Source organism: Kitasatospora sp. NPDC088351, assembly GCF_040685575.1.
Taxonomy (GTDB): Bacteria; Actinomycetota; Actinomycetes; order Streptomycetales; family Streptomycetaceae; genus Kitasatospora.
The window spans coordinates 1-12744 of record NZ_JBFBIL010000059.1; the positions used below are offsets into that span (position 1 = coordinate 1).

General features: G+C 70.9%; 12 protein-coding genes. 9 read left to right on the forward strand and 3 right to left on the reverse strand.

Going from position 1 to position 12744, the window contains the following annotated elements; all coding sequences use genetic code 11:
* The first annotated feature begins 127 nt into the window (after window positions 1–127).
* From mshD to pstB, 8 genes are all read left to right on the forward strand, one after another.
* Entirely contained in the window at window positions 128–1174 is a 1047-nt protein-coding gene (gene mshD / locus AB0P06_RS30115) for a mycothiol synthase (RefSeq protein ID WP_363612852.1), read from the forward strand.
* 278 nt (window positions 1175–1452) lie between these two features.
* Entirely contained in the window at window positions 1453–3630 is a 2178-nt protein-coding gene (locus AB0P06_RS30120) for an RNA degradosome polyphosphate kinase (protein ID WP_363612934.1), read from the forward strand.
* 148 nt (window positions 3631–3778) lie between these two features.
* Window positions 3779–4897, forward strand: a complete 1119-nt coding sequence (locus tag AB0P06_RS30125) for a CHAD domain-containing protein (RefSeq protein ID WP_363612854.1) — start codon at window positions 3779–3781, stop codon at window positions 4895–4897.
* A 139-nt stretch (window positions 4898–5036) separates the two neighbouring features.
* Window positions 5037–5477: an NUDIX hydrolase gene (locus AB0P06_RS30130; RefSeq protein WP_363612936.1), complete on the forward strand. Its 441-nt coding sequence runs from the start codon at window positions 5037–5039 to the stop codon at window positions 5475–5477.
* 227 nt (window positions 5478–5704) lie between these two features.
* Window positions 5705–6838, forward strand: a complete 1134-nt coding sequence (gene pstS, locus AB0P06_RS30135; RefSeq protein WP_363612856.1) for a phosphate ABC transporter substrate-binding protein PstS — start codon at window positions 5705–5707, stop codon at window positions 6836–6838.
* Between the two features lie 146 nt (window positions 6839–6984).
* Window positions 6985–7965, forward strand: coding sequence for a phosphate ABC transporter permease subunit PstC (gene pstC, locus AB0P06_RS30140; protein ID WP_363612858.1), 981 nt, complete (start codon window positions 6985–6987; stop codon window positions 7963–7965).
* Window positions 7962–9038 (forward strand): phosphate ABC transporter permease PstA, encoded by a 1077-nt coding sequence (gene pstA, locus AB0P06_RS30145; protein WP_363612860.1) that lies wholly within the window; start codon window positions 7962–7964, stop codon window positions 9036–9038. The genes pstC and pstA overlap by 4 nt, the downstream gene beginning before the upstream one ends.
* A gap of 43 nt (window positions 9039–9081) precedes the next feature.
* Entirely contained in the window at window positions 9082–9858 is a 777-nt protein-coding gene (gene pstB / locus AB0P06_RS30150; protein WP_363612862.1) for a phosphate ABC transporter ATP-binding protein PstB, read from the forward strand.
* Between the two features lie 104 nt (window positions 9859–9962).
* Here the strand turns inward: pstB and AB0P06_RS30155 are convergent, their stop codons facing one another.
* Window positions 9963–10958 (reverse strand): inorganic phosphate transporter, encoded by a 996-nt coding sequence (locus AB0P06_RS30155; protein ID WP_363612864.1) that lies wholly within the window; start codon window positions 10956–10958, stop codon window positions 9963–9965.
* Window positions 10959–10963: 5 nt separating this feature from the next.
* Window positions 10964–11584 (reverse strand): DUF47 family protein, encoded by a 621-nt coding sequence (locus tag AB0P06_RS30160; RefSeq protein WP_363612866.1) that lies wholly within the window; start codon window positions 11582–11584, stop codon window positions 10964–10966.
* Window positions 11585–11935: 351 nt separating this feature from the next.
* Between AB0P06_RS30160 and AB0P06_RS30165 the strand changes: the two genes are divergently transcribed.
* Window positions 11936–12325: a metal-sensitive transcriptional regulator gene (locus tag AB0P06_RS30165; protein WP_363612868.1), complete on the forward strand. Its 390-nt coding sequence runs from the start codon at window positions 11936–11938 to the stop codon at window positions 12323–12325.
* Window positions 12326–12392: 67 nt separating this feature from the next.
* Here the strand turns inward: AB0P06_RS30165 and AB0P06_RS30170 are convergent, their stop codons facing one another.
* A complete protein-coding gene (locus tag AB0P06_RS30170) occupies window positions 12393–12590 on the reverse strand; it encodes a hypothetical protein (protein ID WP_363612870.1) in 198 nt (65 codons plus the stop codon).
* Window positions 12591–12744: the final 154 nt, after the last annotated feature.

Here is a 12744-nt window from a genome sequence, read left to right on the forward strand (position 1 = left end):
CGCCGATGGTACTGCAGGGGGGACCCTGTGGGAGAGTAGGACGCCGCCGAACAATTATTCCAGAGAACCCCCACCCGATTCCGGGTGGGGGTTCTTTGCGTTTACCCCTTGACGTATGGTCAGAGCCATGGACGATCAGGACGCTCGGCAGGAACGGCTCTACAGCGGAAACGGAAGCGGAACGTCGGCGGCCGGCGAGGGTGTGGTCGTCGCGCACGAGGTGCTGCGACCGGACCGGCGCGACGGCGCGCTCGGCGTCCTGGCGGACGCGCAGTCGGCGGACGGCCGGGCGGCGGTGTCCGAGCAGGGACGGCTGCGGTTGCGCTCCTCGGAGACGGCCCGGCCGGGGGTGGTCCACCTCGTCCAGCACGCGAGCGGTCCGGACGCCGGCGGCCGGGCCGTCGTCGGGTACGGGCAACTGGAGGTTCCGCAGGGGCAGGGCGCGGACGCCAATCCGTCGGCCGAGCTGGTGGTGGCTCCGGCTGCCCGGGGGAACGGCTTCGGCCGTCACCTGGTGGACGCCGTGCTCGCCGAGGCCCATGGCGCCGGCCGTGACTTCGTCGACTTCTGGGTGCACGGCGGCCATCCGGCGGCCCGCCATCTCGCCGAGCGCTACGGTGCCGAGCTGGTCCGCGAGCTGCGGCAGATGCGCCGGACCGGTCCACAGACCGAGGCCGTGCCGCTCCCGGACGGCATCGAGCTCCGTACGTTCCGGCCCGGCGAGGACGACGCCGAGTGGCTGCGGCTGAACGCGCTGGCCTTCGCCCACCACCCGGAGCAGGGCGCCTGGACCGGGCAGGACCTCGCCGACCGGCTGGCCGAGTCGTGGTTCGACCCGGCGGGCTTCTTCCTCGCCACCCGGGACGGCAGGGCGGTGGGTTTCCACTGGACCAAGGTGCACCCGGCGACCGCCACCGAGCCGGCCCTCGGCGAGGTGTACGTGGTCGGGGTGGACCCGACGGAGCAGGGCAGCGGTCTCGGCCGGGCGCTGACCGCGGCCGGTCTGCGTCATCTGACCGGCGGCGGCCCGGCCGAGCGGGGGCTGGAAACCGTACTGCTGTACGTCGACGCGGACAATCCGGCCGCTGTGCGGGTATATGAACGACTGGGGTTCACCGTTCACGAGGTGGACCTGATGTACCGCGCCCAGTACCGCGAGGACAGGACGGCATAGCGGAGGGATGGGCCCGGGGCAACGGTTCGGCACCGTCGGACCGGCCCCGACCGACTCAGCTTTCCTCCTGGCCATGCGGTGTTTACCGTGGATTCAATTGCTGCCGCGAAGATCACAGGATGAAGTCCGTGGTGTCTCGCTCGTGCAGCGTCGGCCGACATCCGCTGGCCGGTCCTGTACGGACCGCGCCGGGCGGGTGGGCGTTGGCGCTGGGCGAGGACGACGGCCCGCAGAGCAACTCGCGTCCGGACGCCGTCCTGCTGGAGGAGCTGGAGCCCATGAGCATCCCCCGCCCTGTCTCTGCACCGCTGCCCCCGCCGGCCCGGATGTCCAGCGCGCTCGCGATACCGCCGGAGTTGCCGGCCGCGGACGAGCAGGACTTCGACGAACTGCCGCAGGGCCGCTTCCTGGACCGCGAGCGCAGTTGGCTGGCCTTCAACGAGCGCGTCCTGGAGCTGGCCGAGGACCCGGAGATCCCGCTGCTGGAGCGGACCAAGTTCCTCGCGATATTCGCGAGCAACCTGGACGAGTTCTTCATGGTCCGGGTGGCCGGCCTGAAGCGCCGGATCGCCACCGGCGTCGCCCAGCGCAGCGCGTCCGGCCTTCAGCCGCGCGAGGTGCTGGACCTGATCTGGACCCGCTCCCGTGAGCTGATGGCGCGGCACGCCGCCGCCTTCCAGCAGGAGGTCCTGCCGGACCTCGCCGCCGAGGGCATCGAGCTGGTCCGCTGGGCCGAGCTGGCGGAGAAGGAGCAGGCCCGCCTGCACACCCTCTTCCGGCAGAAGATCTTCCCCGTGCTCACCCCGCTGGCGGTGGACCCGGCGCACCCCTTCCCGTACATATCGGGGCTCTCGCTCAACCTCGCGGTCGTCGTGCGCAACCCGGTCTCCGGGCACAAGCACTTCGCCCGGGTGAAGGTGCCGCAGTCCCTCGCCCGCTTCCTGGAGGCCTCCCCGCAGCGGTACGTCCCGCTGGAGGACGTCATGGGGGCGCACCTGGAGGAGCTCTTCCCCGGCATGGAGGTGCTCGCGCACCACGCCTTCCGGGTGACCCGCAACGAGGACCTCGAGGTCGAGGAGGACGACACCGAGAACATCCTCAAGGCCCTGGAGAAGGAGCTGATGCGGCGGCGCTTCGGCCCGCCGGTGCGGCTGGAGGTCGAGGAGTCGATCGACCCCTACATCCTGGACCTGCTGGTGCGGGAGCTGAACATCACCGAGGCCGAGGTCTTCCCGCTGCCCGGCCCGCTCGACCTGACCGGCCTGTTCGGCATCGCCGACCTGGACCGGCCCGAGCTGAAGTACCCGAAGTTCGTGGCGGGCACCGCCCGTGGCCTGACCGACGTGGAGTCGGCCTCCCAGCCGGACATCTTCGCCGCGATGCGCGAGCGGGACGTGCTGCTGCACCACCCGTACGACAGCTTCTCCACCTCGGTGCAGGCGTTCCTGGAGCAGGCGGCCGGCGACCCGGACGTCCTGGCGATCAAGCAGACGCTGTACCGGACCTCCGGTGACTCGCCGATCGTGGACGCGCTGATCGACGCGGCGGAGTCCGGCAAGCAGGTCCTCGTGCTGGTCGAGATCAAGGCGCGCTTCGACGAGCAGGCCAACATCAAGTGGGCCCGCAAGCTGGAGGAGGCCGGCTGCCACGTCGTCTACGGCCTGGTCGGGCTGAAGACGCACTGCAAGCTGTCGCTGGTGGTCCGCCAGGAGGGCGACACCCTGCGCCGCTACTCGCACGTGGGCACCGGCAACTACCACCCGAAGACGGCCCGGCTGTACGAGGACATCGGGCTGCTGACCTCGGACCCGCAGGTCGGCGCGGACCTCTCGGACCTCTTCAACCGGCTCTCCGGCTACTCGCGCCGCGAGTCGTACCGGCGGCTGCTGACGGCGCCGCGCGGCCTGCGCGACGGGCTGGTCGCGCGGATCCACAACGAGATCGCCCACCACCGGGACGGCCGCCCGGCGTACGTGAAGCTCAAGGTCAACTCGATCGTCGACGAGGCCGTGATCGACGCGCTGTACCGGGCCTCGCAGGCCGGAGTGCCGGTGGACGTCTGGGTGCGCGGGATCTGCGCGATCCGCCCGGGGGTGCCGGGGCTGAGCGAGAACATCCGGGTGCGCAGCATCCTGGGCCGCTTCCTGGAGCACTCGCGGATCTTCGTGTTCGGCAACAGCGGCGATCCGGAGGTGTGGATCGGCAGCGCCGACATGATGCACCGCAATCTGGACCGCCGGATCGAGGCCCTGCTGCGGATCACCGATCCGGCGCACCGGGCCGAGCTGTCCGGGCTGATCGACCTCGGGGTGTCGGACGAGACGGAGTCCTGGCACCTCGGGCCGGACGGCACCTGGACCAGACGCTCCCAGGCCGCCGACGGGAAGCCGCTGCGGCACGTCCAGGACCTGCTGATCGACTCCCGCCAGCGCCGCCGGGCCGCTGCCGCCCGCTGACCGCGGGTCCCCGCCCACGACCCGACGACGCGATGACCCACTGACGCGACGACCCACTGACGCGAGCCGCTGAGCGGTCGGGACCCGCCGCAGCGGTCGGCCACCAGCCCCGGGGGACGGCCCCGGGGGAACGGGGATCTACCTAGTCATGACCGATGCGCCGATGACGGCCCAGGCGGCCTCCACCGCGACCGCCGGGGACATCCTCTCCAGCCATCTCACCGCCCAGGCCGGCGCGTTCCTGCGCGCGCTGCCGCTCGCGGTGGGCGAGGTCGGCGCCAGACCGGGGGCGGTCGCCGTCCCGTCCGCCGGTACGGCCGACCTGCTGCGGGCGGTGCGGCGGATCGGGGGGCTGCTGCACACCTTCGGCGGGAGCTTCGAGCAGGCCTGGGCGCACGAGTCGCGCACCGAGCTGCGCTGGCTGCTCAATCTGCTGGCGCTGGAACCGGGGTACGTCCGCCGCTCGGCCCGGCTGCTGGGCGCGCTGGACTCACTGAACGGGACGGAGCCGGACGGGCCCGGGATGCTCGCCGGACACGCCGGGGCGCCGAAGGCCCGGGCGCTGCTGGACCGCCAGCTGACCCTGGCCCGGACCAGGGCGCACTCGACGGTGCTGCAGGAGCTGCGGTCGGCCCGGCTGCACGCGCTGGCGGACCGGATGACGCTGCTGGTCGGCGAGGCCCCGCTGCTGGAGTCGGCGGGCGGCCGGGCGGGGACGGTGCTGCTGCCGCAGGCCGCGGCCGCGTTCACGGCGCTGACGGTCGGCGCCCAGCAGCTGCCGCTGCGGCGGGCCGCGAGGCCGTACGGCGGGGACGGACTGCGCCGGCTCGGCACGGTGCAGCCCGCGCTCCCCGGCGCAGGACCGGAAGCGCCGGCGGTCAGGGGCGCGGTCGACGCGGACGCGGCGCTGGCGGCGGACGACGCGCCGTGGCTCCGGGTGCGGATCCTGGTGAAACGGGCCCGGTACGCGCTGGAGGTGTGCGGTCGGCCGTCCGTCGAGCTGGACGAGCTGGACGAGGTGCTCGGCCGGCACCAGGAGGCGGCGGACGCGGCGGTCACCGCGGCCACCGCGGCGCGGACACCGCGGATCACCCCGGCGACCGCCTATGTGCTCGGCGTGGTGCATGCTGATCAGCGACTGGAGGTGGAGGCGGCGCGGTACGCCTTCGGCCGCCGGTGGCCCGAGCTCCCACCCGGCCCGGACGGCTGGCTGGAGATCCCCCCTGCCGAGGGCTGGGGGCAGACCCCCGCACCACGGATGGCCTGAATTGCGCAACCGCCTGAGCACCGAGCAGGCCGACGGCCCCGGCACGGGCGGAACCCGTACGAGCGCCCCCGCCGGGCGCGGCCCGGGCGCGAACGGGTCCGGTGCCGCGCGGGGGAGGGTCGTCCTGGCGGCGGGCGCGGTGCTGTGGCTGCCGGGCCGGCCGAAGAAGAGCGGCCGGCTCGGGCGGCCGCGGATCGCGGTGATCCACCGGCCCAAGTACGACGACTGGAGCCTGCCGAAGGGGAAGCTCGACCCCGGTGAGGGGGTGGTCGAGGCGGCGCTGCGCGAGGTGCGGGAGGAGACCGGGTTCGACTGCCTGCTGGGGCCGGAGCTGCCGGCCCAGCACTATCTGGCGCAGGGCCGGCCCAAGGAGGTCCGGTACTGGGCGGCGGTACCGTCCGCCGGGGCGTTCCGCCCGAACCGCGAGGTGGACCGGCTGGAGTGGCTGCCGGCGGGCAAGGCACGTACCCGGCTGACCCACGAGCGCGACCGGTTGCTGGTCGACGCGCTGTTGGAGATCCTGACGGAGAAGCCGGTGCGGGCGGCCGACCCGGGCGCGGTGAAGGAACGGTGGAAGTGATCTCTCCGCGCCCTTGCCGTGACGCAACCGTTACTACCTGACGTAGTTTCCTGTCATCCGTTCGAGGTTCACTCCCCGTTCACTTCTGACCGGCTGTCGTGTCACCTACCCGGCCTAACTTCGGGTTTACCGGAGGGCCGAACGGGCCCCGGACCACAGCAAAACCCGCGCTCCCCCGTCCTCGGACGGCCCGCGCGACGGGCAATGCCACAGAAAGGGACACCCCAGTGAAGCTCCAGCGGAACGGCCGCTCCAAGGCCCTCGCCATCGGTGCCATGGCGCTCGTCAGCTCGCTGTCGCTCGCCGCCTGCGGCTCGGACAACAACAACGACACCAAGGCGTCCGGTGGCTCCAGCGGCGCCTCGTCGGCTGCGGCGATCAACTGTGGCAAGCCGGGTGCGCTGCTCGCCTCGGGCTCCACCGCCCAGGGCAACGCGATGGACGTCTGGAAGACCAACTTCGGCGCCGCCTGCTCCGGCACCACCATCAACTACGGCGGCGGCGGCTCGGGCACGGGTGTCCAGCAGTTCACCCAGGGCAAGGTCCAGTTCGCCGGTTCGGACTCGGCCCTGAAGCCGGCCGAGGTCGACGCCACCAAGGCGGTCTGCACCGGTGGCCAGGGCATCGACCTGCCGCTGGTCGGTGGCCTGATCTCGCTCGTCTACAACATCGATGGCGTCGACAACCTGGTCCTGGACGGTCCGACCGCCGCCAAGATCTTCGACTCGCAGATCACCAAGTGGAACGACCCGGCGATCGTCGCCCTGAACCCGGGCGCCAAGCTGCCGGACGCCGACATCCAGGCCTTCCACCGCGCGGACGACTCCGGCACCACGGAGAACCTGACCAAGTACTTCGCCAAGACCTCCGGTGGCGCCTGGTCGTACCCGCCCGCCAAGGCCTGGGCGGGCAAGGGCGGCCAGTCGGCCAAGGAGTCCGCCGGTGTCTCGGCGCAGGTGAAGCAGGTCAAGAACTCGATCAGCTACGCCGAGCTCTCCTACGCGCAGACCAACAACCTGAAGAGCGCCTCCATCGCCACCGGCGCCTCCAAGCCGGTCGAGGCCACCGCCGCCAACGCCGCCAACACCTTCGCCAAGGCGAAGGTCGCCGGAACCGGCAGCGACCTGGCGCTGACCCTCGACTACGCGACCAAGGACGAGGGCTCGTACCCGCTGGTCCTGGTCACCTACGAGATCGTCTGCGACAAGGGCAACAAGGCCGACACCCTCGACACCGTCAAGGCCTTCCTGACCTACGCCGCCAGCGACGCGGGCCAGAAGGCCATCGGCGACACGGGCTACGTGCCGCTCCCCAAGGAGCTGACGGACAAGGTCAACGCCGTCATCCCGACGCTGGCCTGATCCAGTAGGACCTCCCGGTGGGGCGGCCCCGTGAACGAGGGGGGCCGGGGCCGCCCACCGGGAAGCACTGACGAAGAAGCACGTCCGGGGCACCGCCGCCAGGGTGCCGCCCCCTCGGGGCAGCACCACCAGACCGGAGTAGACCAATGACTTCATCCTCCCCTGCCGCCCCACGAGGCAGGGAACGCCGCAAGCGTGACAGCCGGGTCGGCGACAAGATCTTCATGAACGCCGCTCGTGGGTCGGGCATCCTGCTGCTGGTCATCATGGCCGCCATCGCGGGCTTCCTGGCCTGGCGCTCGGGCATCGCCCTGAGCAAGAACGAGGGCAACTTCCTCACCACCTTCGAGTGGACGCCGGACGCCCCGAAGCCCGTCTTCGGCATCGCCGTCCTCGCGTTCGGCACCATCGTCAGCGCGGTCATCGCCATGGCGATCGCCGTTCCGGTGGCCATCGGGATCGCGCTGTTCATCTCGCACTACGCGCCGCGCCGGATCGCCCAGCCGTTCGCCTACCTGGTGGACCTGCTCGCCGCCGTCCCCAGCATCGTGTACGGCCTCTGGGGCACGCTGTTCCTGGTGCCGCACCTGGACGGGCTGACCAGCTGGCTGAACGACTACCTCGGCTGGACGTACATCTTCGACCAGTCCAGGGCCGGCACCACCCCGCGCAACCTGTTCACCGTCGGCATCCTGCTGGCCATCATGATTCTTCCGATCATCACTGCGGTCAGCCGCGAGGTCTTCCGGCAGGTGCCGCGGATGCACGAGGAGGCGGCGCTCGCGCTCGGCGCGACCCGCTGGGAGATGATCCGCACCGCGGTGCTGCCGTTCGGCCGCCCCGGCATCATCTCGGCCTCGATGCTCGGCCTCGGCCGCGCGCTCGGCGAGACCATCGCGGTGGCGATCGTGCTCTCGTCCAACAGCGTGCTGTCGCTGCACCTGCTCGACCCGGGCGGCGGCACCTTCGCCCAGAACATCGCGCTGAAGTTCAACGAGGCCGGCGATACCGGCCGCGACGCGCTGATGGCCTCCGGCCTTGTCCTGTTCGTCATCACCCTGCTGGTGAACGGTGCCGCGCGGCTGATCGTCGCCCGCCGCAAGGAGTACTCGGGGGCCAACGCATGAGTGCCGCGACCACGTCCGTCCCGGCGGACACCCGGCCGGTCAGCCGGCCGCTGACCGCCAACCGGCTGCCCAAGTGGACCCCGGCCGCCGTCGCCGGCGGCTCCATCGCGCTCGGCTGCGCGATCGGCGCGCTCGGCGGCCTGGCCAGCCACCTGCAGTGGGGCCTGATCTCGGCCACGCTGTTCCTGCTGATCAGCTACGGGCTCTCGGCCCGGATCGAGGGCCGCCGCCAGGCCAAGGACCGGTTCGCCACCTCGGTGATCTGGGTCGCCTTCATCCTGGCTGTCGTCCCGCTCGTCGCCCTGACCGTCTACACGGTCCAGCAGGGCGTCGGCGTGGTGAACGGCAACTTCCTGAGCCACTCGATGAAGGGCGTCCGCTCCGCCGGCGCCGGCGGTGGTATCTACCACGCGCTGATCGGCACGCTGGAGCAGGTCGGCCTGGCCACCGCGATGGCCGCCCCGGTGGGTCTGCTGACCGCCGTCTACCTGGTCGAGTACGGCCGCGGCAGGCTCGCCAAGGTGGTCACCTTCTTCGTCGACGTCATGACGGGCATCCCGTCGATCGTCGCCGGTCTGTTCATCCTCTCGCTCTGGAACCTCGCCCTCGGCTTCAACTACTCGGGCTTCTCGGGCAGCCTCGCGCTGGCGATCCTGATGATGCCGGTCGTGGTCCGCTCCACCGAGGAGATGCTCAAGCTCGTCCCGAACGAGCTGCGCGAGGCCTCGTACGCGCTCGGCGTGCCGAAGTGGAAGACCATCCTGCGGATCGTCCTCCCCACCGCGATCGGCGGCATCACCACCGGCGTGATGCTCTCGGTCGCCCGCATCACGGGCGAGACCGCCCCGGTGATGATGCTGGTCTTCGGCGCCGACTACATCAACAGCAACCCGTTCGACGGACCGCAGCAGTCCCTGCCGATGTACATCTGGCAGCAGTACTCGATGGTCAACAACGACTTCGGCTACGCCCGCGCCTGGGGCGCCGCGCTGGTGCTGATCGCCTTCGTGATGGGGCTCAACCTCATCGCCCGGGGCATCGCACGCTGGCGCTCGCCCAAGGGCGGACACTGAGCGACCGACTGACGTACGAAGACAGACGAGAGAAGCAACGATCATGGCCAAGCGCATCGACGTCAGCGGACTGTCCGCCTACTACGGCACCACCAAGGCCATCGAGGACATCTCGATGAGCATCGAGCCCCGCTCGGTGACGGCCTTCATCGGCCCCTCCGGCTGCGGCAAGTCGACCTTCCTGCGCACCCTCAACCGGATGCACGAGGTGATCCCCGGCGCCCGCGTCGAGGGCAAGGTGCTCCTGGACGACGAGAACCTGTACGGCGCCAGCGTCGACCCGGTAGCCGTCCGCCGTTCGGTCGGGATGGTCTTCCAGCGCCCGAACCCGTTCCCGACCATGTCGATCTACGACAACGTGGTCGCCGGGCTGAAGCTCGCGGGTGTGCGCAAGAAGTCCACCCTGGACGGCGTGGTGGAGAAGTCCCTCAAGGGTGCCAACCTGTGGAACGAGGTCAAGGACCGGCTGAACAAGCCGGGCGCCGGCCTCTCCGGCGGCCAGCAGCAGCGCCTCTGCATCGCCCGCGCCATCGCGGTCGAGCCGCAGGTCCTGCTGATGGACGAGCCCTGCTCCGCGCTCGACCCGATCTCCACCCTCGCCATCGAGGACCTGATCGGCGAGCTGAAGTCGGAGTTCACCATCGTCATCGTGACCCACAACATGCAGCAGGCGGCCCGCGTCAGCGACCGCACCGCCTTCTTCAACCTGGCCGGCGTCGGCCAGCCGGGCAAGCTGGTCGAGCTGGACGACACCCAGCGGATCTTCTCCAACCCGTCGGCCCAGGCGACCGAGGACTACATCTCCGGCCGCTTCGGCTAGGAGCAGCGACTGCTTCGCGGTGCTGCATGGCGGTGCCGCCGCGAAGTACGGGACAGGGCCCGCCCCCGAGATGTGGGGGCGGGCCCTGTCGGTTCTGCGGGGCGTCAGCCCCAGAACAGGTGGACGAACCAGTACATCAGCGCCGCGACGACGGCGGCCGCCGGCATCGTGATGAACCAGCCGAGCACGATGTTCTTCGCCACGCCCCAGCGCACCGCGCGGATCCGCTTGGTGGCCCCCGCGCCCATGATCGCCGAGGTGATCACGTGCGTGGTGGAGATCGGCGCCTTGAAGACGAACGAGGTGACGTACATGACGGTCGCGGCGGTGGCCTCGGCCGCGAAGCCCTGCGGCGGGTCCAGCTCGATGATCTTGCGGCCGAGGGTCCGCATGATCCGCCAGCCACCCGCGTAGGTGCCCAGCGAGAGCATGGTGGCGCAGGAGATCTTGACCCAGACCGGGATGCCGTCGGAGTCGTGGTGGCCCGAGATGGTGAGGGCCATCACCACGATGCCCATGGTCTTCTGGGCGTCCTGGAGGCCGTGCGCGAGGGCCATGGCGGCGGCCGACGCGGTCTGGGCGACCCGGAAGTTGCGCTTGGCCTTGTGCGGGTTGGCCCGCCGGAAGATCCAGAGGATCGCCAGCATCACCAGGAAGCCGCCGATCAGGCCGACGATCGGGGAGACGATCATCGGGATGACGATCTTCTCCAGGACGCCGTTCCAGATCACCTCGGTCCCGCCGGCCATCGCCGCGCCCACCATGCCGCCGAACAGCGCGTGCGAGGAGGAGGAGGGGAGACCGAAGTACCAGGTGACGAGGTTCCAGGCGATCGCGCCGACCAGGGCGGCGAACAGGATCGCCATCCCCTGGTTGCCGACCGGGGTCGCGATGATGCCCTGCGAGACGGTGTGCGCCACGCCGCTGCCGAGGAAGGCGCCGGCCAGGTTCATGACGGCGGCCATCGCGAGCGCGGCCCGCGGGGTCAGCGCCCGGGTGGAGACCGACGTGGCGATGGCGTTCGCCGAGTCGTGGAAGCCGTTGGTGTAGGTGAAGAAGAACGCAACGCCGATGACGGCGATGAGTGCTGCCGTGTCCACGAGGGTCAGGACTCCTTGACGGCGATGGTCTCCACCGTGTTGGCGACGTGCTCGAACGCGTCCGCCGCCTCCTCAAGGACGTCCACGACCTGCTTCAGCTTGAGCACCTCGATGGCGTCGTACTGACCGGAGAAGAGGTGGGCGAGCAGCTTGCGGTGGATCTGGTCGGCCTGGTTCTCGAGCCGGTTGACCTCGATCCAGTACTCGGTCAGGTTGGACATGCTGCGCAGGTTCGGCATCGCCTCGGCGGTGAGCTCGGCGGCGCGGGCCAGGACCTCGATCTGCTGCTCGATGCCCTTGGGGAGGGTCTGGATGTCGTACAGCACGACCAGGTCGACGGCCTCCTCCATGAAGTCCATGATGTCGTCCAGCGACGAGGCGAGGCTGTAGATGTCCTCGCGGTCGAAGGGCGTGATGAAGGACGAGTTCAGCTGGTGGAAGACCGCATGGGTGGTGTCGTCCCCGGCGTGTTCGGCGGCGCGCATGCGCTCGACGATCTCCGCACGAGCCGACACGTCTGCTCCCAGCAGTTCCAGCAGAAGCTTTGATCCGACGACGAGGTTCTCCGCTGCGGCGGCGAACATGTCGTAGAAGCTCGTCTCCTTCGGGGTCAGGCTAAAACGCACGGAAATCTCCGATGTGCGGGGTAGGGACTGAACGATGCTAGGTGCAACCAGGCGCAATTGCGCAAACGGGGTGGTGGTGGGGGAGGCGGAACCTCCCCTTCCGTTTGGCTGCCGCACCAGTGGAACCGGCCCGCACAGCCATGTGCGGACGTGAGCCCCCAGTCTGACGGAACCTCGCCCGGATTGCCCCCGTCGTGCGCGCGGAAGAACCGGGGCGCCGCCCGTACGGGGGAACCGTCCGGCCTGCCGCTCCGGGCCCGTCGGGCCCGCCGGAGGAACACCGTGACCGGCCCGGGTGTTGGACACTGGAGGCCGACGCAGCCACCCAGGCACTCAGGAGAAGGCGGGCCGATGACCACGACGCAAGCGCGAACCGAGCCGGACCACGCGCACGGGAGCGAGCCGCCGGCCGACCACACCGCCGAGGCCGCGGCCCCCGCGGCGGCCGGTCACCACGGGCCGCACGGGTACAGCGCGCAGAAGGACGCCCACCTCAAGCGTCTGCGCCGGATCGAGGGCCAGATCCGCGGTCTGCAGCGCATGGTCGACGAGGACGTCTACTGCATCGACGTGCTCACCCAGGTCTCGGCCGGCACCAAGGCGCTGCAGTCCTTCGCGCTCTCGCTGCTGGAGGAGCACCTGCGGCACTGCGTCGCCGCGGCCGCCGAGGAGGGCGGGGCGGAGCTGGACGCCAAGGTGGCGGAGGCCACCGCCGCGATCGCCCGGCTGCTGCGCAGCTGACACCGGGCCGAGCGCCGGTCGCTCCGGCCGTCCCGTTGCGGTCGGCCCTGGCCGTTTTCAGCCGTCTCTAGTCGTCCCGCTCGGCCGGGGGCCCGGCGGCCGAACCGCCGTCGGGCCGGTCGAGCAGCACCTCGTCGATCCGCTCGGTCGGCAGCCGCTCGCCGGCGCTGGCCGTCGCGGCGATCATCAGCTCGCCGGCCAGCTCGATCTCGTCGAGGGCCGCGTCGTCGTGGCCGCCGCTGCGGCCGCCCGTGGACGACACCACCTGCACCACCCCTTCAGCGCCTCGCCAGCCCGGGCGGCAGCCACCCGACATCCAGCCTAGGCACTTCGGAGCCCGTCCACATGGCACGGACGGGCCATCTCGGCGCCGCCGAAACGGGTGGGCGCCAGGCGCCGGACACCCACCCGGTCCGGCG